General features: G+C 52.0%; 19 protein-coding genes. 11 read left to right on the forward strand and 8 right to left on the reverse strand.

The window, feature by feature from the left end; translation table 11 throughout:
• Positions 1-72: 72 nt before the first annotated feature.
• A complete protein-coding gene (gene rfbC, locus EHT87_RS25430) occupies positions 73-618 on the reverse strand; it encodes a dTDP-4-dehydrorhamnose 3,5-epimerase (RefSeq protein WP_124909498.1) in 546 nt (181 codons plus the stop codon).
• Positions 619-755: 137 nt separating this feature from the next.
• Between rfbC and pyrF the strand changes: the two genes are divergently transcribed.
• The gene (gene pyrF / locus EHT87_RS25435; protein WP_124909500.1) at positions 756-1,568 is read left to right on the forward strand and encodes an orotidine-5'-phosphate decarboxylase; all 813 of its coding nucleotides are present in this window, start codon (positions 756-758) and stop codon (positions 1,566-1,568) included.
• A 198-nt stretch (positions 1,569-1,766) separates the two neighbouring features.
• Positions 1,767-3,044 (forward strand): DUF2851 family protein, encoded by a 1,278-nt coding sequence (locus EHT87_RS25440; protein ID WP_124909502.1) that lies wholly within the window; start codon positions 1,767-1,769, stop codon positions 3,042-3,044.
• Positions 3,045-3,116: 72 nt separating this feature from the next.
• Here the strand turns inward: EHT87_RS25440 and EHT87_RS25445 are convergent, their stop codons facing one another.
• From EHT87_RS25445 to EHT87_RS25460, 4 genes are all read right to left on the reverse strand, one after another.
• On the reverse strand, positions 3,117-3,950 hold the full coding sequence (locus EHT87_RS25445; RefSeq protein WP_124909504.1) for a YciE/YciF ferroxidase family protein: 834 nt from the start codon (positions 3,948-3,950) through the stop codon (positions 3,117-3,119).
• A gap of 309 nt (positions 3,951-4,259) precedes the next feature.
• The gene (locus tag EHT87_RS25450) at positions 4,260-4,463 is read right to left on the reverse strand and encodes a hypothetical protein (RefSeq protein WP_124909506.1); all 204 of its coding nucleotides are present in this window, start codon (positions 4,461-4,463) and stop codon (positions 4,260-4,262) included.
• A 39-nt stretch (positions 4,464-4,502) separates the two neighbouring features.
• Positions 4,503-6,035, reverse strand: coding sequence for a CCA tRNA nucleotidyltransferase (locus EHT87_RS25455; RefSeq protein WP_124909508.1), 1,533 nt, complete (start codon positions 6,033-6,035; stop codon positions 4,503-4,505).
• Positions 6,036-6,091: 56 nt separating this feature from the next.
• Positions 6,092-6,610 (reverse strand): L-threonylcarbamoyladenylate synthase, encoded by a 519-nt coding sequence (locus EHT87_RS25460; protein ID WP_124909510.1) that lies wholly within the window; start codon positions 6,608-6,610, stop codon positions 6,092-6,094.
• Positions 6,611-6,723: 113 nt separating this feature from the next.
• Here EHT87_RS25460 and EHT87_RS25465 point away from each other — a divergent pair, with 113 nt between their 5' ends.
• Entirely contained in the window at positions 6,724-8,181 is a 1,458-nt protein-coding gene (locus tag EHT87_RS25465) for a glycoside hydrolase family 140 protein (protein WP_221622074.1), read from the forward strand.
• Between the two features lie 176 nt (positions 8,182-8,357).
• Positions 8,358-8,585 carry a DUF2905 domain-containing protein gene (locus EHT87_RS25470; protein ID WP_124909512.1) on the forward strand — a complete coding sequence of 76 codons (228 nt, stop codon included), beginning with the start codon at positions 8,358-8,360 and terminating at the stop codon, positions 8,583-8,585.
• Here EHT87_RS25470 and EHT87_RS25475 read toward each other — a convergent pair.
• Entirely contained in the window at positions 8,554-10,122 is a 1,569-nt protein-coding gene (locus EHT87_RS25475) for a hypothetical protein (protein WP_229321343.1), read from the reverse strand. The genes EHT87_RS25470 and EHT87_RS25475 overlap by 32 nt on opposite strands.
• A 525-nt stretch (positions 10,123-10,647) precedes the next feature.
• Here EHT87_RS25475 and argS point away from each other — a divergent pair.
• The 5 genes from argS to EHT87_RS25500 all read left to right on the forward strand — a co-directional run bounded on the left by argS (position 10,648) and on the right by EHT87_RS25500 (position 18,065).
• The gene (gene argS, locus EHT87_RS25480; protein WP_124909516.1) at positions 10,648-12,426 is read left to right on the forward strand and encodes an arginine--tRNA ligase; all 1,779 of its coding nucleotides are present in this window, start codon (positions 10,648-10,650) and stop codon (positions 12,424-12,426) included.
• A gap of 16 nt (positions 12,427-12,442) precedes the next feature.
• Entirely contained in the window at positions 12,443-13,060 is a 618-nt protein-coding gene (locus EHT87_RS25485) for a glutathione peroxidase (RefSeq protein WP_124909518.1), read from the forward strand.
• Positions 13,061-13,138: 78 nt separating this feature from the next.
• Complete coding sequence (locus tag EHT87_RS25490; RefSeq protein WP_124909520.1) at positions 13,139-14,035, forward strand: 1,4-dihydroxy-2-naphthoate polyprenyltransferase; 897 nt, start codon at positions 13,139-13,141, stop codon at positions 14,033-14,035.
• A gap of 18 nt (positions 14,036-14,053) precedes the next feature.
• Positions 14,054-14,746, forward strand: coding sequence for an aspartate/glutamate racemase family protein (locus EHT87_RS25495; protein ID WP_124909522.1), 693 nt, complete (start codon positions 14,054-14,056; stop codon positions 14,744-14,746).
• Positions 14,747-14,930: 184 nt separating this feature from the next.
• Positions 14,931-18,065 (forward strand): glycoside hydrolase family 9 protein, encoded by a 3,135-nt coding sequence (locus EHT87_RS25500; protein ID WP_124909524.1) that lies wholly within the window; start codon positions 14,931-14,933, stop codon positions 18,063-18,065.
• A 70-nt stretch (positions 18,066-18,135) separates the two neighbouring features.
• On the opposite strand, the gene ileS is transcribed toward EHT87_RS25500, so the two are convergent.
• Positions 18,136-21,573: an isoleucine--tRNA ligase gene (gene ileS / locus EHT87_RS25505; protein ID WP_124909526.1), complete on the reverse strand. Its 3,438-nt coding sequence runs from the start codon at positions 21,571-21,573 to the stop codon at positions 18,136-18,138.
• A 306-nt stretch (positions 21,574-21,879) separates the two neighbouring features.
• Between ileS and EHT87_RS25510 the strand changes: the two genes are divergently transcribed.
• Both EHT87_RS25510 and EHT87_RS25515 read left to right on the forward strand, forming a co-directional pair.
• Positions 21,880-22,332, forward strand: a complete 453-nt coding sequence (locus tag EHT87_RS25510) for a hypothetical protein (protein ID WP_124909528.1) — start codon at positions 21,880-21,882, stop codon at positions 22,330-22,332.
• Between the two features lie 12 nt (positions 22,333-22,344).
• Positions 22,345-22,827 carry a hypothetical protein gene (locus EHT87_RS25515; RefSeq protein WP_124909530.1) on the forward strand — a complete coding sequence of 161 codons (483 nt, stop codon included), beginning with the start codon at positions 22,345-22,347 and terminating at the stop codon, positions 22,825-22,827.
• Between the two features lie 28 nt (positions 22,828-22,855).
• On the opposite strand, the gene EHT87_RS25520 is transcribed toward EHT87_RS25515, so the two are convergent.
• Positions 22,856-23,908 carry a sialidase family protein gene (locus EHT87_RS25520; protein WP_124909532.1) on the reverse strand — a complete coding sequence of 351 codons (1,053 nt, stop codon included), beginning with the start codon at positions 23,906-23,908 and terminating at the stop codon, positions 22,856-22,858.
• Positions 23,909-23,996 lie beyond the last annotated feature (88 nt).

Here is a 23,996-nt window from a genome sequence, read left to right on the forward strand (position 1 = left end):
CTGGTTTATTAAACGGATACAAAAAAACCGCTCCTGGCAGCGGTTCTATAATTACGGGATGATAAGTATACTTTAAGTTACCGATTGCGGATATAAATCACGAAAACTGGCTAATTGCTGGTCTTTATCAGACACGATCGGATTGCTGATACCCCAGTCGATATTCAGATCAGGATCATTCCAGATGATACCCGACTCGCAGGCTTTGTTGTAGACATTGGTGCATTTGTAACTAAAAATGCTATCTTCCAGTGCTACAAAACCGTGGGCGAAGCCCTCCGGGATGTAAGCCATGTTACTAATTTCCGAATCGAGGATAAAGGCTTCGTATTTCCCGAAGGTTGGCGAGTCTTCGCGCAGATCCACGGCAATATCCATCACCTTGCCTGTAATGACCCGAACTAACTTCCCCTGCGCAAACGGTTCCTTCTGAAAATGCAAACCCCGCAAAACGCCCTTCGTTGAAAAGGATTGGTTATCCTGCACAAACTGAGCGGGCAATCCCAATGCGTTAAAAACCGGTTGATTATACGTCTCCAGAAAACTACCACGGGAGTCTTTAAATGTCTGAGGGCGTAGTTCGATCAACCCTTCAATCGACGTTTTGATGACTTGCATGAAATACTAATTGAGCCTAAATAACCGGTTTGTCCGGCATCAGTGGACAAATTTAGGAAACTCTCTCTACTTCCAGTAATTTTGAGCCTCACCTTTTTGCAGAATCCCAACTATTAACTTCCGTATTCGACCAATCTATGACGGCCCAGGAGTTGTATAATGCTATTTTAACCAAAAAGTCTTATTTGTGTGTTGGGCTGGATACCGACAGCCGACGCATACCGGCGCATCTCCAGCGTGAACCGGACCCGGTTGCCGCCTTTAACCGACAAATTATCGAAGCGACGGCCGACTATGCGGTGGCCTACAAACCCAACATTGCGTTCTACGAAGCACAGGGGCCCCGCGGATGGGAAAGCCTGCAGCGTACGCTGGAGTATATTCCCAAAAACTGTTTTACCATTGCCGACGCCAAACGGGGTGATATTGGTAACACGTCCGGTTTATACGCCCGCACGTTTTTCGATCCGGCTTCGTCGGGGCTGGATTTCGATGCCGTAACCGTTGCGCCCTACATGGGGCAGGATTCCGTTGAGCCTTTCCTCGAATTTGCAAATAAATGGGTCATTCTGCTGGCCCTGACCTCCAATGCCGGCAGTGCCGACTTCCAGCAACTACCCGTTCAGGGAGAAAAACTTTACGAAAAAGTAATTCGTACGTCGCAAACCTGGGCCGGAGCCGACCGGATGATGTACGTCGTCGGCGCTACGCGTGCCGACGAACTGGCGCACATCCGAACGCTCATTCCCGATCATTTTTTGCTCGTTCCCGGCGTCGGTGCGCAGGGTGGTAGCCTGGCCGACGTGTCACGCTTTGGTCTAAACAGGCAGTGTGGTCTGCTGGTCAATGCCTCCCGGAGCATCCTTTACGCTTCCGGCGGTACGGACTTTGCGCTGCGGGCCGCCGACGAAGCACGGACGTTACAACGGGAAATGGCTGGCTATTTGTGAAGGATGAGTTAGGAATTTAAAGGTCAGAGTGATGAGTTAAGATGTAAGCGTGAAAGAGTTAAAACAGGTGACGGGGGGCCTTTCCGGGAAGAATTTTGGTGGAAAGTGTGACTTTTTGCCTTTTTCAACTTCCAATGCTAAACAGCCGTGCAGCCCTGTACCTGTTTTTAATTCTTAACTCTTAATTCTTAACTCTTTATGTCGGAAGAGTTTATCTATTTCCTCTGGCAGTTTCAATATTTCCGGAACACCGATCTGCGGACGATAGAGGGGGAGAGCCTTCGGGTGATTCATCCGGGCTATCGAAATCCCGATGCGGGGCCGGATTTTACGCACGCCCGTTTATTCATTGGCGACGTTGAGTGGGTCGGAACCGTTGAAGCACACATTCGGGCCGCCGACTGGCTGCTTCACCGCCACCAGTACGACCGGGCTTACGACAATGTGATTCTGCATATTGTTTGGGAAAAAGAGTCCATTGCGTTAAAGCGGTCAGACGGTTCGGCCATACCGACTTTGTGCCTGAGCGAACGGACGGATCGGGCGTTGCTGCAACGGTATCAGACCCTGTTGGCTGAGTCAGGCGACATACCGTGTGCCGGGCAGGTCACCAATGTAGAGCCTGTACGCCGGACGGCGATGTTCGATATGGCCCTGCTGCAACGGCTGGAGCGAAAAGCGGCCGGGGTGATGGCGTTGTTTCATAGCACGGATCTGGATTGGGAAGAAACCACCTACCAGTTACTGGCTGCGGCTTTTGGTTTTCAGGTAAACACGGAGCCTTTCGGGCAATTGAGCCGTCAGGTGCCGTTAAAAATCTTGCAGAAACACCGGGATAACCTGTTGCAAATGGAAGCCATTCTGTTTGGAACGGCCGGGCTGCTGGGGAGCGAAAAACCGGATGAATACGAAGCCGAATTGCAACGCGAATACCGGTTTCTGGCGACCAAATACCAGTTACTGACCAAAAAAATGCCGTCCTACTCCTGGAAGTGGTCCAAACTCCGCCCGGCCAATTTTCCCACGCTTCGGCTGGCACAATTCGCCCGGCTTCTAACGTTCAAAAACAGTTTGTTTTCGGCGCTGATTCAAACCGACGACAGCGCCGTCTTGCTCCGGCACCTGAAGGTGACGCCGGGAAGCTACTGGCAGACGCATTACCGGTTTGGTAAAACATCGGATAAAGTGCTGGCGACGCTGGGCCATACAGCCGCCGAAAATCTGCTCATCAATGCGATCGTACCGCTGCTGACGGCCTATTCTCATTACAAAGACCAGCCGGACTACCGGGAACGGGCCATCCGGTTGCTGGAACAAGTGCCGGCCGAAAATAACCGCGTTACCCGGATCTGGGAACAGCTGGGCATTCCAATCCGCACGGCGTTCGACTCCCAGGCCTCCATTGAAGTATACAAAAATTATTGTCAGCTCAAGAAGTGTCTCTCGTGCCAGATTGGGATTAGCTTATTGAAATAGGTGTACAAAAACGGGGCACGCCCGAAGATTCGAGGTGCCCCGCTTTGTTGTGAATGCAGTACTTTTCAGTGATTAAAATCCGCTGGGACCGCCCGTTAGTGGATCCTGCCCGGCCCGACGGTAATCGTTGGTACCCGTGCCCGAATCGGAGCGGTTTTCGTCGTCAGACGCCCAATTGCGGGAAGAACGCAGGGTTTCATCGTTTTGCAAAGCTGCGGCATCTTCCTCCGTGCCCGAGCCTACTACGCCCGAATAGCTGCTTCCGCTCTGGAAAGAACCGCTGGTCCGGCCATAATCGCCTTCGTTGACGGTATCTCTCACCTGACTCCGAACGCTGTCGCGATCGGTATCATCCGTGTTGTCCGACTCCATTTTGGCGCGTTCGTTGATAAACGACTCCGCAATTTCGGTCAGTTTCTTGTCCGTATTTTTTTCTTCCTGCAAGCTCTCCTCAATGAGTTGCGCGGCTTCGTGATAGCCCAACAACCGGGCCAGTGAATGCAAGGAGCCGTAGGCCGCAATTTCGTGGTGTTCAACTTTTTGTCCGGCAATGATCAGACCGGCGTCGCGGGTCAAAGTACCGGAATCCGTTTGGGCTATCACCATGTCGCCATCATCGACTAGGCCATCAACGGCATTACAGGTTTTTTCGTCAGCTTCCACGCCCAGATGTTGGAAAATCTGTTCGAGTCGGCGGATTTGATTCTGCGTTTCAGAAAGGTGTTGTTCAAAACCGTTCCGTACTACATCCGTAGTGGCTGCTTCGGCCATGTTCGGCAGCGCGTCGGCAATTTGTTTTTCGGCATAGTACATGCCTTTTAATTCGCTGATGAATAATTCACGCAGTGACGTATCGGTGTCCTGGGTGCCAAAAAATTTTGCTAACTGATCGGTGAACGATGCCATACTAGTAAAAGATTAACAGGTTAAACATTGAGTTGTACTGCCTCTTGTTCAAATGTTATACCAGTATATAAACCTTTGACTATTAGTTGATTGGTGTGGGCCGGTTGTAGACGGAATGCCCCGCTTCGGGGATGCGGTTCCTCGTGGAAGCAGGATTGGAGATAAAAAGTAGTATTTATAAGGTCAAAAACCGTAGTCAATGCTGGCAGGATCCACGCGCTCGGTTTTAGTCAGCCCACGGATTAAACCGCAATTTTCTCTTGTTTTAGCGGTTTTGAGCCCTGATTCAAGAGCGAAGCGGACGAGCTGCTACGAATTATTGATCAAACTCACTCCCGAACCTAAAAATACCAGACCAACTACAAAAGGGGCCAGCGATTCCCATTTGGTGATGCTCATACCCAATACCGGTTTGGCGTCCGACAGGAAAGCCACGCAGGCAAACAAAACGACAATGATGCCCAGGATGGTCAGCGTTGCGCCAAAAAAGCGCCGGAAATTATTCTTATCCATACGAATTTAAATGAAATACCAAGTTGAGACTTTCGTCAGTTACGTGTTTTCCGGAGAAGACTCTTTGCGAACTTCCGGTGCGTTTTCATAGCGAATGGTCAGATCCGTAACCGGTTCCAGGCCCATTTTCCGCCCTTCCTCGATCATAAACGGAACGGCGTTTTCAAGCGTATTGACAACGGTTCCCTCCAGAATAGCCTCGCGAATGGCAATCTTGATCTGCCCGACTTCTTTCGACGGTTTCAGGCCGAAGGTTTCCATAATCAGTTCGCCCGTGATAACCGGCTGAAAGTTACGCAGTTTATCCCGTTCGTCAAGCTCACGCAGTTTCCGTTCTACTTTGTCGAAATTAGCAATGTGGCGCTTCACACGGTCGTAATTTTTCGACGTAATGTCGGCGCGGCAAAGATTCATCAAGGCTTCCAGATCGTCGCCGGCTTCAATCAGCAGGCGACGGAGCGCCGAGTCGGTGATCTGTTCCTTCACGAGCGCGATGGGTCGCAGGTGCAGACGAACGAGCTTTTTGACAAACCGCATCTTTTCGTTCAGCGGCAGTTTCATCTGGCGAAAAATCCCCGGCACCAGCTTGGCTCCCAGATCTTCGTGGCCGTGAAAAGTCCAGCCCACTTTGGGGTCAAAGCGTTTGGTGGCGGGTTTGGCAATGTCGTGCAACAAAGCCGCCCACCGCAGCCACAGGTCGTCGGAACGCTCGGCCACGTTGTCCAGCACTTGCAGGGTGTGGTAAAAATTGTCTTTGTGGCCCTTTCCTTCGATGGTTTCGACGCCTTTCAACGCCAGCAATTCCGGGAAAATCAGCTCGAGCAAACCGGCGTGATACAGCAGTTTGAACCCGTACGATGGTTTAGGCGAAAGAATGATTTTGTTCAGCTCATCGGTAATCCGTTCCCGCGACACAATCGAGAGCCGGTCTTTCATCGCGATAATGGCGTCAAACGTGTCCGGCTCGATGTCGAAGCCCAGCTGCGACGCAAACCGGATGGCGCGCATCATGCGGAGCGGATCATCCGAAAAGGTAATGGCGGGCTCCAGCGGGGTTTTGATAACTTTCCGGCGCAAATCGTTCAAACCGCCAAACGGATCGAGTAGCTGGCCGAAGTCACGTTCGTTCAGGCTGATTCCCATCGCGTTGATGGTAAAATCCCGGCGATTCTGGTCGTCTTCGAGCGTACCGTTTTCAACCACCGGTTTTCGGGAATCAGACCGGTACGACTCCTTGCGGGCGCCCACAAATTCCACTTCCCAGCCCAGCGAACGACTCCCGGAAACGGTTTCCGTTGCTTCGGTTTCGGTCGGCTGATCGGCCTGGGCGGGCAGCATGGCCGTGCCAAAATTCTTGAAAACAATAACCGGCACTTTCAATTCCCGGCCCACCGCTTCGGCCAGGTCAATGCCACTGCCAATGCAAACAATATCGATGTCTTTCGACGGTCGCTTCAAAATCAAATCCCGCACAAAACCGCCGATGACGTACGCGCGAACGTCGAGCGTAGTTGCCTGCCGGGCAATTACTTCAAAAATCGGATTGGTATGTAAGGTTTCCGTAAAGTTCATAGAACACATGCATAATGAATCGGGCCGCGGCTGGTCGACGGTCGCAACAGGGTTCATTATTTTCGTAAAAAGGCCACTTCTCCTTTTGGACCTAACTCCATAATGCGCGGAAGCTGGATTTTAGCGGGCAGTTCTCCCCAGGAAACGGGTGGTTTTGCCAAACCAACCGGCCATTCAGCATCTTCAAAGGGCAACGTAAGCAGTCCGCGCCCAAACGCACCAATCAGTTTTCGCACCGGCTCGCTGAGCGTTTTTCGCACGGGAACCTGGGCCCGAAAGGCTTCGGGCAAGTTAACGCCGTTGGATAGCAAAACCGTCAGTGGTGTCTCGGCGAAGTCGATCAGATCCCAGGCCACATCAGGAACGGGCCGGACATAAAGATTTAACTGACCACTGTCGGTGATGAGAATGGTGGGTAACGGGGCCGGAACCAGGTCTTTGCGGACGTCCAGCAAATGCTCGACGGCTTCCGCATGGCCCGGATCGCACGCCAGTGAAACCCCGGTTTCGTCGGCTAGCCTGATGAGTCTTCCCTGCCGGAGCTCGGCAACAATATCGCGCGGAGTTGGTGTCATAGTCGTAACAAGCCGCAAAAGTACGGCAAGTTTTTGGAAAGGTATTTGAATTATAAGTAAACCGTCTTAGATTTCATTCAAATGTCGGTTTTTACGGTAGTCTATCCCTTAAAATGAATGTAGTTACAGATCCATTCCGTGCAGGCTCGGGAAACCGGGTGAGGAAGAGTTTTGCTTTTGCAATTGCGTACCTGATGCTGTCCGCCTGCGGATATGCCCAAAAAACCGCTGTGGTGTCCAAAGAAGCCACGGCGCTTTCTAAACTTTACATCATTCCCGACAAGCGCTACATCATGCGGGGGGATGGCAAGCCGTTTTTCTGGCTGGGCGATACCGCCTGGGAATTGTTTCACCGTCTGACGAAAGAAGAAGCCGATTTCTACCTGAAAAACCGGGCCGCCAAAGGATTTACCGTCATTCAGGCTGTGGTGCTGGCCGAACTGGACGGGTTGACCCAGCCCAATCAATATGGACAATTGCCGCTGGTCAACAACGATCCCGGCAAGCCGAATGAAGCGTATTTCCAGCATGTCGACTGGGTGATCAACCGGGCGGCTGAACTGGGGCTGGTGGTTGGGCTGTTGCCGACCTGGGGTGATAAATTCAACAAAAAATGGGGGAAAGGCCCCGAAATTTTCAATACCGCCAACGCCCGGACCTATGGTGAATTTATCGGGAAACGGTACCGCGGCAAACCGATTATCTGGATTTTGGGCGGTGACCGCAACCCGGAAGGTGAACAACGGCTGGCGCTGGTTCGGGCGATGGCCGAAGGCATCAAGAAAGGCGACGGCGGCACCAAATTAATGACCTATCACCCGCAGGGCGACAGCAATTCGGCGGGATTTTTTCATAGTGATAAGTGGTTAAATATTAATATGTTCCAGTCGGGGCATGGTACAAAAAACAAGAAGAATTACGTCATGCAACGGCAGAACTACGCCATGTTTCCTCCCAAACCGACGCTGGATGGCGAACCGCGCTACGAAGACCATCCGGTTAACTGGAAACCGGAACAAGGCTATTTTGATGATTTTGACGTGCGGCAGGCGGCCTGGTGGGCGATTTTATCCGGTGGTTGCGGACATACGTACGGCAATCATAACCTCTGGCAATTCTTCGATAATGACCGAAACCCGCCAATCTCGGCGGCCCGCACGCACTGGAAACGAGCCCTCGATCATGCCGGAGCGTTTCAGATGGGAATTATGCGCCGGTTGTATGAGTCGCACCCCTGGACGCGGTTGATGCCCGACGAGCGGTTGATTCAGAATACCAATCCCGACGACGGCAATCATCAGGTGGCCGCCATTTCGGAAGATGATAACTTTCTGTTTGCCTATACGCCCAACGGTAGTCCGCTGAAAATTGATCTGGCCCGCCTGACCGCAGCACCGAAAGTGCTGGCGTACTGGTATAATCCACGCGACGGAAAAAGCCAGAAAATTGGTGAATTCCCCAATACCGGTCCGCAGGAATTCAAGCCGACCATTACGGGGCCAACGACGGATTGGGTGCTGGTGCTGGATGACGCGAAAGCGCCCTTCGCGGGTTTCGGACTGAAGAAATAGAGAAGGGCCGCTGAATAAAAACCAGTCCATTTTGCCCGAGGCTCGTTGGTCCGCACGTTATGAATGAGGAGATTTTAGAGGGGAACACGGATTGGGCGGATTGAACGGATTTGCACAGATAAAATCAGTTTTGATCCGTTTCAATCCGCCCAATCCGTGTTCCTAAAACAACGTTTATGAACGCTGGTATTGGAAAATACATAATCGGGATTGGGGCCGTGATTGTCCTGGTCGGAGTCGTCGTTTATTTCTTTGGCGACAAGCTAAGCTGGCTCGGCCGATTGCCGGGCGACATCCGCATTGAAGGCAAAAACGGCGGTTTTTACTTCCCGATCGTCACCTGCCTAATCATCAGCGTCCTGCTGAACCTGATCATTGTTTTGATCCGGAAGTTTTTCGGGTAGTGTCGGTTTCGTCCTGATTGGCCGACCGGTCCGACGGGCGCGCATCCAGATCTTTCAGGCTGCGGGTAACTTTATTGATGTAAAAAACTTCGCGGGGAGGAGCCAGCGAGCGATCGGTCGAAATTTTCTGAAATCCGCAGGCGAGAAAATGGCCGTCATACCAGGCCTCCAGCTGGTCGTTTTCGGAGTAAACCACTTTTTCGTTGTCGCCCAGTTTCTTGAGTGAATATTTCTCCTGTTCGCGCACTACCTTGGCACCCTGAATGACTTCCGCATTGATTTCGCCATCGTGTGGATAGGCCAGAACGGTCGTGTTGCCGTGCCGCGACACCTGCACCATCTGATGCAGGTCATAGCTGCTCAGATCGGGAATCGGCAGCGAATTATCCCATAGTAATTTCCCTTTTTTATCAAATCCGCACAGAAACGCGTGCGTATACCGATAGCCTTCCTGATACCGGTCAAACGATCGGCCGGAACCCATATAAGGATAGGCGCTGCCCCGGTATTGGGGGTAATAGACCTCCGCAATCAGCATAAGTCCCTCCTCGGTCGGCACCAGGTCGTGCACCAGAAGCCGGTAGCGAAACTTGGTGTCTTTGCCCTGGTCTTTGCGCCGGGCCAGCCGTTCGATCATTTTCTGCTGGCGCTTGGGCTTCATGTAATTGAAAAAATTCCGAAGCTCCGAAAAGTCGATGTAGCGGGTATCTTCCGGGGCGGTGATCGTCATATTTTCACCGGTAGCCGACGCTCCCGTAGTGGCGGCCGAATTTCGAATCCGGGTGATGTAAACGCCCTGCGAATAGGGCGTACAGTCGTTGGAGTAGTTGCCGACCAGCAGGGATTCTTCGTCGTTGAGCGGAAGCAATTTGCCCGAAATGAGGCTGTGTTCCTTGCCGTCGAGGTTCACCGTCCGAATTAATTTTCCTTCATACGAGTAGGTGCGGACTGTAAACTCGCAGTTGCGCTGGTGCGTTGCGTCGGTCATGACATGAACCAGCCGTCTTTGCTCGTCTACTTCGATGTCGTTCAGCTGAATGTGGTTGCTATACAGACCCGGTAAAACCTTGGAAGTCAGATCAAAGAAGGAGAACGAAACCACCACCGGGCGGGAGCGGTAATAGCCCCCGAGGTAAGCGATGTTGTCGAGCACCTTGAAATGGAAAATATCCATCGGCGTCACCAGCCCCCCCCGAAACGTTTCCATTGACCCGTCGTCCAGATTCACCCGCAGGATCGCAATTTTCTCGTTGGCGGTTTCCTTCATCAGCCAGTAGAGATAATGCTCCGTCCGGCAGGAACGAACCGGCTCATAGAAGGGATCGATTTTATGATCGGTTGCCCACAGCAGTTTGAGGTCCGTATCGTACCGCTTGAATGAAAACTTGGTCGGCGCAGACGAATAATAATCGCCATGCCGGATGTTGATCAGCACCCCTTTCGTACCAAGCGTTGTTACATCGAAAAATTCTTCTGAATTCTGACTAATGGGCAATTCAAGTCGGACAGAAGGCTCAAATTGGGCAAGTGCAGGCATACATAGTACCAGCATCCAACTCCACAGCCCTATCGTGAGACGATTGATCATCCGCATTTTGATTAAATACTGATTAAAGGTAACTATTCCGCCTATTTTCTCAAATCATCCACTCGGTTTTTATGTAAACGAAAATGGTACTTCATCGCTATTAAATAGAATAAAGTGACTTGCGGCCCGCTTGTGCGTCAAATCTGGGAAATTTCTGTTCAAACCCTCCGATTATGGTTTCGGCGAAAAAAAAGCTGTTCGATTACCTCTTGGCCCTCCGGCGTACCCGAAACTTAAGGAGAAGAATCAACTCGGATACCTACACAGAAGGGGCAGTGTTACAAAATGATTATCGATTCCGGATGGTCTCTATTTTGAACGCAGCGATTGCTAAAATTGCTTCTCGCGCTCCATTCGGCCTGGCAGATGAACGGCCCCGGCCGAATGAGCGGTTTTTAATGCAGTTCCTTCCCGTCAACACGGATGGAAACTAATTTTTGGCGTAGTTTTGTGCTTTGAATCTTACCTTGTCGAATGGACATTCAAGCACAACTCAAACTAGCCATTGCCGAAGCGATCAGTTCGCTGTTCAGTATACCCGTTGAAACCGTTTTAATACAGCCTACCAAAAAAGAATTCGAAGGCTTGTACACCTTCGTGACCTTTCCGCTGACCAAAACGACCCGAAAATCGCCGGTCGAAATTGGTCAGGCCATCGGGTCGTACCTGAAAGAAAATACCAAGATCGTCAGCAAATTCAACGTCGTTCAGGGCTTTCTGAACCTCAGCATTTCGGATGCGGTCTGGATCGATGAACTAAGCGGTATTCTTGCTGACCCGGATTGGGGCCGGTTGCCAGCCCGCAACGAGTCGGTGATGGTCGAATTTTCGTCGCCCAACACCAACAAACCGCTGCACCTGGGTCACCTGCGGAACAACTTTCTGGGCGATTCGGTCAGCCGGATTCTGAAAGCCAACGGGTATGAGGTCGTGAAAGCCTGTCTGGTCAACGACCGGGGCATTCACATCTGCAAGTCGATGCTGGCCTATCAGGAGTTCGGCAATGGCGAAACGCCCGAATCGACGGGAATGAAAGGCGACCACCTGATCGGCAAATACTACGTCTGGTTCGACAAAGCCCACAAGCAGCAAATTGAGGAGCTGGTCGAGGAAGGAATGCCGCGCGAGGAAGCCGAGAAAAAAACACCCCTGCTGCTGAAAGTGCAGGAAATGTTGCGCCAGTGGGAGCAGGGCGATCCCGAAATCGTGGCGCTCTGGAAACAGATGAACGCCTGGGTGTATACCGGTTTTGCCGAAACCTACTACGAAATTGGCGTTAGCTTCGATAAAACGTATTACGAATCGGAGACGTATCTGCTGGGGAAAGACGTGATTGAGGACGGTTTGCAGAAAAACGTTTTCTACCGGAAAAGCGACGGCTCCGTCTGGATCGACTTGGCCGACGAAGGACTCGACCAGAAACTGGTGTTGCGGTCGGATGGCACGTCGGTGTATATAACGCAGGATCTGGGCACGACCGACCTGAAATTCCAGGATTTTCCGATTCAGCGCGGTATCTGGGTGGTGGGCAACGAGCAGGATTATCATTTTGCGGTATTGTTTGCGATTTTGCGTCGGTTGGGCCGGCCGTATGCCGACGGTCTGTTCCACCTTTCCTACGGGATGGTCGATCTGCCGAGTGGCAAAATGAAATCGCGGGAAGGAACCGTGGTCGATGCCGATGATCTGATCGAAGAGATGATCGAAACCGCCCGAAACCGCACCCGAGAGCTGGGGAAAATCGACGATTTTGAAAGCGAGGAAGCCGCCAAATTGTACCACATGCTGGCGATGGGCGCCCTGAAGTATTATTTATTGAAAGTCGATCCGAAAAAAAGGATGACGTTCAACCCGGAAGAATCGATTGATTTTCAGGGTCATACCGGACCTTTTATTCAGTATACCCACGCCCGGATCTGCTCGGTTTTGCGGAAAGCGGAGCAATTGGGAATTAATCTGAAAGATCCATTAATTCCGGTTGAACTGGCTGATAGTGAGCAACAATTGGTATATTTGCTGACGCAGTTTGTTCAGCGGATCGCCGAAGCCGGTACCGATTATGCTCCGTCCTATCTGGCGCAGTATGCCTTCGAATTAGCCAAGGCCTACAACCAGTTTTATGGTGAGCTATCGATCCTGTCGGAACCGGATGCGGACAAACTCAAATTTCGGGTGGCCCTCTCGAAAGCCGTTGTCGAAACTATCTGTAAAACAATGGAGTTATTAGGAATTGAAGTGCCTACAAAAATGTAAACCTTTCCCAACTCAAATGAAAAAGCTACTTCTTCTGGTGTCTGTTGGTGTCCTGGCTGTAACCTTATCCAGCTTTGTGTCCGTAAAAACAATTTTCAATTTTCTGATTAGCGACAAAAGCGAAGTGGCTGTACGGCCCGCGTCGGCTGCTGCCCCTTCCAAATCATTGTACGATTTCACGGTCAATTCGATTGAAGGAAAAACCGTACCGCTCAAGCAATACCGGGGCAAAAAGGTGGTGATCCTGAACACGGCTTCCAAATGCGGTTTTACCCCGCAGTTTGAGAAATGGGAAGCCTTCTACAAAGAACACGGCGACAAGGTGGTTGTTCTGGGTTTTCCATCCAACAACTTCAAAAGCCAGGATCCCGGTACCAACTCCGAAATTGCCGAGTTCTGCAAAAAGAATTATGGCGTATCGTTCCCGATGTTTGAAAAAACCGAAGTTCTGGGCGAAAATCAATCACCGCTTTACAAGTGGCTGTCTGACAAGTCCTTGAACGGCTGGAACGATAAAGTTCCTACCTGGAATTTCTGTAAGTACGTCATCAACGAAAAAGGCGAACTGACGCACTTCTTCGCTTCCAAAGTTCTCCCAACCGATCCGGAATTCAAGTCGGCCGTTGGCATCTAATAAATAATGATGAATGATGAATGATGAATTGCCCATAAGAAGGGCTTTGTCATTCATCATTCATCGTTCATCATTATCATGAAAAGTTGGCTTGCGGCTGCCCGGCCGCGCACCTTACCGCTGGCACTGGCCAGTATCATTCTGGGAAGTTTTCTGGCCTCATCTGCGGGCCGGTTTAGCTGGACCATCTGCGTTCTGGCATCCCTTACCACTATTTTCCTGCAAATTCTCTCCAATTTCGCCAACGATTACGGCGATGCGGTTTCGGGCAAGGATACCGCCGAGCGCGTGGGTCCCCGCCGGGCTGTAGCCACCGGTCTGATTACCAAAGAATCCATGTTGCGGGGCATTATCGTCACTTCCCTACTGGCGTTGATTTCCGGAATCTGGCTGCTGATCGAGTCGCTGAAAAAGGCACCGACGGAGGTTTTCTGGATTTTTCTGGGCCTGGGTTTTCTGTGCATCGGTGCCGCCATTGCCTACACCAACGGCAAACGGCCCTACGGCTACAGCGGTTTTGGCGACATTGCCGTGTTGCTCTTCTTCGGCTGGGTGGGCGTTCTGGGAACTTACTTTCTGCACACTTTATCATTCGATCCCATTCTTCTTTTACCGGCTACCAGCGTTGGTTTACTGGCGACGGGCGTGCTGAATATCAACAACATCCGGGACATCGAGACCGATGCCAAAACCGGTAAATATTCCATTCCCGTTCGGTTAGGGCGGGAGCGGGCGATCCGGTACCACTGGCTCCTGCTGGTGGGCGGAATGCTTTTTGCGGTTGTCTACACGCTGGCTGTTGGACACAACTGGTTTAGCTGGTTGTATCTGCTGGCTTTCCCGCTGTTTGTTTTGAACGGGCGGGCGGTAGCCAATCACCAAAAACCGGGTGAATTGAATCCCCGTCTGGGTCAACTGGCCCTGTCGACTCTGTTGTTCGTTGTGCTCTGGGGCGTAGCACTGGTGGGCCAATAACCGTAATCGGTCTGAAAAATGAAAACCATCGGAATCATTGGCGGCATGTCGTGGGAAAGCTCGGCGGTCTACTACCGTCTTATCAATCAGGAGATTGGTAGACGATTGGGTGGCCATTACTCGGCGAAGCTCGTGTTGTCGAGTGCTAATTTCGAGGAGTTTAGCCAATGGCAAAAAGCCGACGACTGGCAGGCCATCGAAACCGCCGTCGACGACATGGCCCAGGGCCTCGTCCGCGCCGGAGCCGATTGCGTCGTCATTGCCTGCAACACCCAGCACGAAGTGGCCGGGGGCGTGACCGAACGCTTGCCGGTACCGCTGATTCACATTGCCGACGTAACCGCCGAAGCCATTCAGAAAGCCGATTTTCGGACCGTGGGTTTGCTGGGCACCCGCTTTACGATGGAGCGTCAATTCTTTCGCGGTCGACTCAAGGATCGATTCGGTATCGACGTAATTTTGCCCGATGCAGAAGACCAGACGTACGTTCATCAGAAGATCTACGACGAATTCAGCAAAGGCATTTTCCGCGAAAGTACCCGAAACCGGTTTATCTCCATCATCGAGAAGCTGGCCGGACAAGGCGCGGAAGGCGTTATTTTAGGCTGCACCGAAATTCCGATGCTGGTTCAGGCGGTACACACGGACGTACCGCTGTTCGATACGACGACATTACACGCGATGGCAGCTGTCGAATTTAGTCTTATTTAAAACAATACACTCTGCTTGCGGTTTCTTAAAGAGATGGTGAATGGCGAATTAAGAGGAGAGCGGAACGTGCAGAAGTCATTCACCATCTAATTTTTACCTATATCATCCGGTATGCTGGTATTTGTCAGACATTAATACTATTATTGTATAGTATTAATCCTCCATCTTTTACTACAATACATGGATGACAAACTGGTTTACTACTCCGCCAAAACCAGCCGCCCTGCTTCGCTGGTTCTTTATTTTCATCTTTTTTGTAGGCTATTCAGCTAATTTTCACCTGCTTAAAGCCCAAACGATCAACAAACAAATTATTGTTGATCAATTTGGTTGGCGAGTCAACTCTAAAAAGATCGCTGTTTTTTCTGATCCTATTACCGGACAAAACGGAAGCGTCAGCTACACGCCGGGAACGCAATTTCAGGTACGGAGAACAGCCGACAACAGCGTCGTTTTTACGGGGAATGTGGTGGTTTGGAATGGTGGCAGTACCCACGGTGACTCCGGCGACAAAATCTGGCACGGTGATTTTTCGGCCCTGACAACACCGGGAACGTATTATATTGTTGATCCCACAAAAAATGTTCGGTCATACGATTTTGACATCAAAGATGAGGTCTATTCGCCGGTCTTGAAGACGTCGGTGAAAACCTTTTATTACCAGCGCAGTGGCACGGCTATTTCGGCCACCCACGGCGGCAACTGGAACCATCCCGTGGCCCACGGGCAGGATGCCACTGCACTGCTCTACACCGCATCGGCCCAAACCGGAACGGCCCGGAACGTGACCGGCGGCTGGTATGACGCGGGCGATTACAATAAATACATCCCTTTTCTGGCCGGAACGCTCTGGGATTTGCTGGTGGCTTATGAACTCCGTCCGGCGGCTTTTCCGGACAACACGAGCATTCCCGAGTCGGGCAACGGCATTCCGGATGTGCTCGACGAGCTGAAGTGGGAGCTGGACTGGATGCTGAAAATGCAGCAAAGCAACGGCGGAGTCAACAATCGCGTGGCCGTAACCAGCTATGAAAATGGGACCGATAACCCCGCCACCGATACGCAACCCCGCTATTATACCAACGTAACCACCTGGGCTACGGCGACGTTTGCGGCTTTGACCGCCCATGCCGCCCGGACCTACCAAACCGTCAATCCCGGCTATGCCACCACGCTGCGAACGGCTTCCGAAAAAGCCTGGACGTTTCTGGAAGCTAACGCGTCGATGAGTCCGGCATCCGGAACCGACGGGGCGGCCCTGGCGGCTGCCGATGCCGGGTCCAATGCCAACGCGGACCGGCGTCTGCGGATTTACGCGGCTGCCGAACTGTTCCGGACAACCGGCACGGCCAAGTACAAAACCTATTTTGAAAGCAACTATAAAAACGTCAGTGCCACCAGCGAAAACGGTTTTCATCCGTTCTCCAGCGGGAATCTGGATGCTTCGTTGTGCTGGGATCTGAACCGGGCGTACTTCGTTTATTGCCAGACGCCCAATGCCACGGCCACGATTGTGGCGGAATTAAAAACCCGGTTTCTGAACCTGATGGATTCGATCATCGAACCGTATCACAACAGCAAAAATGATCCGTATCTGGGGTTCATGTGGAGCGGGCATTATTCGTGGGGTTCGAATCAGCAGAAAATGAAGTGGGCGCAGTTGGCGATTTTATCGGCGGAGTTGGGCGTCAATTCGGCCAAAACCGCGCTGTATAAAGAAATCGCCGAAGAGTATTTGCATTACATGCACGGTCGGAATCCGCTGTCGTGGGTGTATTTAAGCAACATGGGCGTGAAAGGGGCGAACCTGGGGGCCGAAAACAGCGTGATGGAAATTTACCACAGTTGGTATCGGGATGGCTCCGCAAAATACGACGGTGCCAACTCTCAATTTGGTCCGGCACCGGGTTTTGTGGCCGGTGGCGCTAATCAGTATTATTCCGGGACGGCGACGCCCCCGAAAGGCGAGCCTCCGATGAAAGCCTACCGCGACTGGAATACCGTCTGGCCCGATGCGTCGTGGGAAGTAACGGAACCCGCCATTTATTATCAGGCGGCTTACACCTTCGTGGTGGCCTATTTTTCCGGGAATGGCGGCACAACACCACCTCCGGCGGTTACGGCTTCGAGCAACAGCCCGGTTTGTGCCGGACAAACGCTGAACTTGCTGGCTTCAAACGGCGGAACGGGGGCGACCTATTCCTGGCGTGGGCCCAACAGCTTTACATCGACCCTGCAAAATCCGACAATTGCCAACGTCAGTACCACCGCCACCGGCTCGTACACCCTGACGGTTACGCCCGCTGGTGGAACCTCGCAAACCGCGACGGCATCTGTCACGGTCAATGCCACACCGACGGCGGTGGCGGGGAGCAACAGCCCGGTTTTAGCGGGACAAACCCTGAGTCTGAGGGCTACCAATGCCGGAACGGGCGCAACCTATTCCTGGCGCGGTCCCACTAATTTTACCGCCAACACGCAAAATCCTTCAATTGCCAACGTAACGACGGCGGCTACCGGCTCGTACACGCTGACCGTCGGACTTAATGCCTGCACGAAAACCGCAGTAACGTCGGTCACGGTAACGGGCTCAGCAGTAACCACCTATCTGATTTATGAAGATGCGTTGAACAGCAATTGGGCCGATTGGTCGTGGAGCACTACGCGAAACTTCGGAAACACGGCACCGGTGCAGAGTGGCACAAAATCGCTGTCGGTGAAATACGATGCGGGTTGGGCCGGTTTGTATCTGCACGCCAATACGCCGGTGAGTCTGGCGGGATTGACGCATCTGAAATTCTGGGTTCACGGCGGAACGAATACCGGGCAGCAAATCCGGATTATCCTGAATGGGGGAGGGCCGTATTCTACCGTAACCCCAACCACGAATCAATGGCAGCAGGTAACGATTCCGCTTTCAACGTTCAATAGCCCAACCTCGTTGTCTGATATTTATTTTCAGGAAGCGACCGGAAGCGCCCGACCGCTGTGCTACCTGGACAAAATTTACCTGACCAGTTCGGCAACGGCCCGGGAGGGCGTTTTTGTGGAAAATGGCATGGAGTCCGACGTCCTGCTATTTCCCAATCCGATCGAAACCAGTAAACCGGAAGTAACGCTGCGGTTTGTGGGATTTGGAATGAATGAAGCCGTCCAAACCAAACTGAGTGATCAGCAGGGCCGAAGTCTTCAGGAGCAGGTTTTCCAGTTGAACGGCAATGAAAAACGGCTTTTACTGCCGAAACTACCAACGGGTTCGTATTTTCTTCAGGTCAAGGGCGAACACCAGCAATTTGTTCGAAAAATACTGGTAAAATGATGTACCCACGGAGTTTAGTCCGTCAGATCCTGATAAGTGAAGATCTGACGGACTAAACTCCGTGGGTACGTTAGGCGACGGCCACTTTGACGCGCAGCAAAAACTCATCCATTTCGATCTCCGTAGCATTGCCGTTCAGATCGTTGACCAGCTCCAGCGACAGCGCCTGGACCTCCTGGCAGATGTACTCTTTGTGCGTCTCGATGGCACTGGTCAGGACGTCGGTCGGGTTGTTCTCCAGCTCGATCCGGATCTTATCGGTTACGTCGAAATTCTGGTCTTTCCGCAGGTTCTGGATGCGGTTGATGAAGTCGCGGGCGATGCCTTCCTGACGCAATGCGGGCGTAACCGTCACGTCCAGCGCAACCGTTAATCCGTTTTGACTCGCTACAATCCAGCCCGGAACGTCCTCCGTCCGGATTTCAACGTCGGCCATCGTAATCTCACCAATGCCCAGTTGCATGCTTCCGGCGGCTTCCAGTCGGCGGATGTCCTCTTCGGTCATGGTGTTGATCGTCGTGGCCACGTCTTTCATCATCGGACCAAATTTAGGCCCCAGCGTTTTGAAATTCGGCTTGATTTTCTTCTTCAGAATACCGGATGCATCGTCGATAAAATCCACGGCTTTTACGTTCACCTCCGACTGAATAATTGGTGAAACGTGCTCGATTTGCCGCCGGGTCGTTTCGTTCAATACCGGAATCAGCACCTTCGTCAGCGGCTGACGCACCTTGATTTTATGCCCTTTCCGCAGCGAGTGAACCAGTGAACAAATATCCTGCCCCAGTTGCATGGACGTTTCCAGGTCGCTGTCGATCAATGCGTTATCTACTTTTGGGAACTCTGTCAGGTGAACCGACAACTCGGTTTCTTTGATCAGGTTGCGATACAGCCAGTCGGCAAAGAACGGCGCAATCGGCGACATCAGTTTGGAAACCGTCGTCAGACATTCGTGCAGCGTTTCGTAAGCCGCCCGCGTATCCGGGCTCAACGCCCCATCCGCCGTTTTAGGCGCATTCCAGAAACGCCGGCGCGAAAGCCGCACGTACCAGTTTGAAAGCTGGTCGTTCACAAAATCCTGAACCGCCCTACCTGCTTTCGTCGGGTTATAATTCTCAAACTGCTGCTCCACTTCCAGCACCAGCGACTGCAATTTCGACAGAATCCAGCGGTCCAGTTCCGGGCGCTGGTCAACGGGAATCGTCCGTGCACCGTCGAAATCGAACTGGTCGAGGTTGGCATACAGGGCAAAGAACGAGTACGTATTGTAGAGCGTTCCGAAAAACCGGCGCTGCACCTCGGCAATCCCGTCGATGTTGAATTTCAGGTTGTCCCAGGGTTCGGCGTTGGTGATCATGTACCAGCGCGTGGCATCGGCTCCGTAAGTGGCCAGCGTTGTGAACGGATCGACGGCATTGCCGAGCCGCTTCGACATTTTGTTGCCGTTTTTGTCCAGCACCAAACCGGTCGAAACCACGTTTTTAAACGCGACCGACGAGTCGGCTTTTTCGTCCAGCGTGCCGAGCATCCCGGAAATGGCGTGGAGCGTAAAGAACCAGCCACGCGTCTGATCGACGCCTTCGGAAATAAAATCGGCGGGATACGCTTTTTCGAAAACGTCTTTATTTTCGAACGGATAATGCCACTGCGCATACGGCATCGCGCCGGAATCGAACCAAACGTCGATCAAATCCGACTCGCGTTGCAACACTTTACCTGATTCGGAAACCAGGTAAAGCTCATCGACATAAGGCCGGTGCAGGTCATACTCACCCGACGCCAGTTTCTCCAGATACGCTTCGTTTTTCGCTTTTTGTTCGTCTGACAACTGGCCTGAGGCTACGGCTTTTTCAACACCGGCTTTCAACTCGGCAACCGAACCGATGCAAATTTCGTCACCGTTTCCACGGCGGCCGGTTTCATTGCGCCAGATCGGCAGGGGTGTTCCCCAAAACCGGCTGCGGCTCAGGTTCCAGTCCACCAGATTTTCGAGCCAGTTACCAAACCGCCCGGTTCCGGTGCTTTCCGGATTCCAGTTGATGGTTTTGTTCAACGCAACCAGTTTGTCCTTGACGGCCGTCGTTTTGATAAACCAGCTGTCGAGCGGGTAATACAACACCGGTTTGTCGGTCCGCCAGCAGTGCGGATAGGGGTGTTCGTATTTTTCAACGTGAAACGCCTTTCCTTCGCTCTTTAACTTGATGGCAATCAGCACGTCCGTCGGTTTGAACTCCGGCGCTTCCTGCTCTTCGTCGGAATAATATTGCTCTTTCACATACCGACCGCCAAACTCGCCGATTTCTTTCACAAAACGGCCCTGTTTATCCACAATCGGCACGTCCTTGCCGTTTTCGTCCTTCACCATGATGGGCGGAATGCCGTTTTGCTGGGCAACCCGGAAGTCATCGGCCCCGAACGTCGGTGAGGTATGGACGACGCCCGTACCGTCTTCGGTCGTGACGAAATCGCCCAGAATAACGCGGAAAGCGGGCGCTTCGGGCTGAACGTAGGGCAGCAGTTGCTCGTATTCAATACCGGCCAGTTCCGAGCCTTTAAACTCGTTCAGAATCGTCCAGGGAACCAGTTTTTTGTCCGAAGCCGTAAATCCCTCAAAGTCGCCCTCTTTTCCTTTTTCATTGAACCAGCGACCAACGAGGGCTTTGGCCAGCACCACGCTGACCGGCTCGTAGGTATACGGATTGAACGTTTTCACCAGCACATAGTCGATGTCTTTCCCGACGGTCAGCGCCGAGTTGGCGGGCAGCGTCCAGGGCGTGGTTGTCCAGGCCAGGATGTAAGGTTGTGAACCTTGCAGGTCTCCAAAGACCTGTAAGGTTTGATCCGACGGTTTGGTCTTGAACATCGCCACAATCGTGGTGTCTTTCACGTCTTTATACGTGCCGGGCATGTTCAGTTCATGCGACGACAGACCGGTTCCGGCTTTCGGCGAATAGGGCTGGATCGTATAGCCTTTATACAGCAAGTTCTTGTCATACAGCCGTTTCAGCAACTGCCAGACCGATTCGATATATTCACTCTGGTAGGTTACATACGGGTTGTCGAGATCGACCCAGTAGCCCATTTTTTCGGTCAGGTCGTTCCAGAGATCCGTAAATTTCATGACGGCTTCCCGGCATTTCTGGTTGTAATCCTCGATGCTGATACCGCCTTCCGATTCGGGTTTGCCAATGTGGTCTTTAGTAATGCCCAGTTCTTTTTCCACCTGCAACTCGATGGGCAAACCGTGCGTATCCCAACCGCCTTTGCGCTTGACCTGAAAGCCCTGCAGGGTTTTATAGCGGCAAAAAATATCCTTGATGGCCCGGGCCATGACGTGGTGAATCCCCGGTTTGCCATTGGCCGACGGCGGGCCTTCGTAAAACGTAAACGTAGGCTTCCCTTCGCGCGTCTCGATGGACTGCTCAAAAACGCGATTGGCTTTCCAGAATGCTAAAATATCATCGCCAACCTGCGCGTAATTCAGGTTCTTATATTCTTTGTAACTCACGATATTACATGGATTTGGAATCGACCGCAAAGATACGGAAAATTGGGCGGAACGCACGGCTGTGCGGGAAAGGGCGCTGCTTCAGACTCATTTTTGTTCAGACAACCGGTGTTCAAATCGCACTTCCCGGCCGGGTTGAGGCCGGCAGATTGTATTATTTCTATATTTTTACGAAACTATTGGCATTAACTTTGTTACTCATTAACCGGAAACCTGAGACGAGTCGTCTATTGTATTGGAAAATTGGTAACAATAAAATACCGGAATCTGATGCGGAATGAAAGGTTTTGACTAACAGGGTAGGGCATGAATGAATTGGAACGATCGGCCGGAAATGCAAGCCCGGCAAACCGCAGTGCTTCTGCTGATCAACGGGCCTTGTATGACCGATTTAGTGCCATGGTGTATGGAATTATTTTACAGATACTACCGCAGGCTCATCTTGCTCAGGAAGCACTTCTGGATGTATTTACATCGCCCCAATTGGCCACTTTTTCGAAACAATCCGGTAATCCGGCCCTCATACTCATTCGATTGGCCCGCGTAAAAGCGCTGGAATACAGGCAGAAGATCGGAGAGAAGGATGCCGCGCAGGCCGAACCAATTTCGTTTTCCGGCAGTTGTTCACCAGAGTTTATTTTTGATTTGTCATTTCGTCAGGGCTATTCACTGGAAGTAATTTCTGAACAATCCGGTATTGCCAAACCGGAATTGGTAAAAGCCGTTCGGGAGTTTATGGAGGTGTTTCGCAGATCGTAATTTCGCAGAAAATTGGAAATTCATAAGTACATAAACAGCGGAATTTTAGAGGCTTATCTGTTGGGGTTAGCTTCCGAGGAGGAGCAGCAGGAAGTTCAGCAGATGAAAGCGCTGTATCCGGAAGTTTCTTCGGCTTTGAACCAGCTTGAAGGGGTCATTGAAACGTATTGTTTAGAAAATTCAGTTCCGCCACCACCCGGCACCTGGGAATTGATCCAGGCCCGGATTCCGGGTCAGGAAATCAAAAAACGGGAACAGGAAAATAACGATAAAAAAGAACCGGAGCCAAAAACCAATCAATCAGATTACGTTGAGGTTGAAGTAAGCGATTCGTTCATCCGGGTTCATAAATACTGGCGTGTCGCTTTTTTGGTGGTCTTTATTTTATCGAAAATTTTCCTGATCGCCGGGTTGTATTATTACTTCAAAGCCGATAGCCAGCAGCAGGAAATCGAGCGGCTCAAGACGGTGATTCAGCAGCAGACACCGCGCTGATACCATTCTTCAGTTCCGGCCAAACCCGCTACGGGTTTGGCCATTGCCCTTCTTTTATAGCGGCCAATTTCAGTTTGGCCGGATCAATTACCACGTATCTGATCTTCTTCCGGTGGTGCGTGTAGGTGATATGAACCAGCCCGTCGCGGGACTGGATCACGGCCGGATACGAAAATTCGCCACCAGGTTCATTTTCGAGTACCGCAGCCGCCTGCCAGTGTTCACCATCGGGCGACAAGGCAACATTGAGCGGTGAGCGCCCTTTTGGGGTGTGGTTATAAACCAGCAACTGCCGGCCATCGCGGAGCGTAACCGCATCCGTCCCGGAGTTTGGATTGGGCAATTCCGTTGCTTTCAGAGCCGTCCATTGCGTACCGCCATCGTCCGACCAGGCTTCCAGAATGCGGCCGTTTTTGCTCCGGCAAAGCAACTGCAACCGCCCCTTGGGATGAAACAACACGCTGGGCTGAATGGCCCTGAACTCTTTGCCGTCGTTGAGCGCCGGGGTTTTCTGCCACGTTTTCCCACCGTCCATACTGCTTTCCATGTGGAGCCGCCAGCCGTTGTCTTCGCTGCTCGACGGGCAAAGTAATTTGCCGGATGCCAGCAAAACCGGTTTGTTTTTGATCGGGCCAACTATACCGTCGGGAAGCCGTGTGGGCTTCGACCAGGTCTTGCCGCCGTCGGCTGAGCTCATCTGCATGCCCCACCAGGTGGAAGGGCTCGGGCCTACTTTATAAAAAAGAAGCAACGGGCCTTTAGGCATCTGAAACAACACGGGATTCCAGGTCGGCTGACGCGCCCCTTCAGCCTGAATCCCATTGGCCAGTTCAACGGGGGCCGTCCAGCCCGAAGCCGTCCGGCGGCTGAACCAGATGCCAACGTCGGGATGCCGTTCGCGGGTTCCACCAAACCAGGCGGCCACAATTCCGTCCGGTGTTTCGGCCAGCGTGGAGGCATGGCAGGACGGAAACGGAGCCTGTTCGTAAATAAACTCGGATTTCACAATGCCATCAGTCGTTTGAGCCATTAAAAAACCGGGCAGCAGACTGAACAGGAGAATTTTAAAAGATTTTTTCATCGAAGAATGGAAATGAAAGGATAACGGGTAGGAATACGGACTCAAAGGTATGGGTTTCTCCTAGAATTGATCGCCGGGAAAGGGACAA

The organism is Larkinella knui (assembly GCF_003858645.1).
Taxonomy (GTDB): domain Bacteria; phylum Bacteroidota; class Bacteroidia; order Cytophagales; family Spirosomataceae; genus Larkinella; species Larkinella knui.

Coding starts and splice junctions, on each gene's coding strand:
- EHT87_RS25465 (WP_221622074.1), top strand. CDS start 6,724: ATGAATGTAGTTACAGATCCATTCCGTGCAGGCTCGGGAAACCGGGTG.
- rfbC (WP_124909498.1), bottom strand. CDS start 618: ATGCAAGTCATCAAAACGTCGATTGAAGGGTTGATCGAACTACGCCCT.
- EHT87_RS25445 (WP_124909504.1), bottom strand. CDS start 3,950: ATGGCATCGTTCACCGATCAGTTAGCAAAATTTTTTGGCACCCAGGAC.
- EHT87_RS25470 (WP_124909512.1), top strand. CDS start 8,358: ATGAACGCTGGTATTGGAAAATACATAATCGGGATTGGGGCCGTGATT.
- EHT87_RS25495 (WP_124909522.1), top strand. CDS start 14,054: ATGAAAACCATCGGAATCATTGGCGGCATGTCGTGGGAAAGCTCGGCG.
- EHT87_RS25485 (WP_124909518.1), top strand. CDS start 12,443: ATGAAAAAGCTACTTCTTCTGGTGTCTGTTGGTGTCCTGGCTGTAACC.
- EHT87_RS25450 (WP_124909506.1), bottom strand. CDS start 4,463: ATGGATAAGAATAATTTCCGGCGCTTTTTTGGCGCAACGCTGACCATC.
- EHT87_RS25520 (WP_124909532.1), bottom strand. CDS start 23,908: ATGAAAAAATCTTTTAAAATTCTCCTGTTCAGTCTGCTGCCCGGTTTT.
- EHT87_RS25500 (WP_124909524.1), top strand. CDS start 14,931: ATGACAAACTGGTTTACTACTCCGCCAAAACCAGCCGCCCTGCTTCGC.
- EHT87_RS25475 (WP_229321343.1), bottom strand. CDS start 10,122: ATGCCTGCACTTGCCCAATTTGAGCCTTCTGTCCGACTTGAATTGCCC.
- EHT87_RS25510 (WP_124909528.1), top strand. CDS start 21,880: ATGAATGAATTGGAACGATCGGCCGGAAATGCAAGCCCGGCAAACCGC.
- EHT87_RS25490 (WP_124909520.1), top strand. CDS start 13,139: ATGAAAAGTTGGCTTGCGGCTGCCCGGCCGCGCACCTTACCGCTGGCA.
- EHT87_RS25440 (WP_124909502.1), top strand. CDS start 1,767: ATGTCGGAAGAGTTTATCTATTTCCTCTGGCAGTTTCAATATTTCCGG.
- EHT87_RS25460 (WP_124909510.1), bottom strand. CDS start 6,610: ATGACACCAACTCCGCGCGATATTGTTGCCGAGCTCCGGCAGGGAAGA.
- argS (WP_124909516.1), top strand. CDS start 10,648: ATGGACATTCAAGCACAACTCAAACTAGCCATTGCCGAAGCGATCAGT.
- EHT87_RS25455 (WP_124909508.1), bottom strand. CDS start 6,035: ATGAACTTTACGGAAACCTTACATACCAATCCGATTTTTGAAGTAATT.
- pyrF (WP_124909500.1), top strand. CDS start 756: ATGACGGCCCAGGAGTTGTATAATGCTATTTTAACCAAAAAGTCTTAT.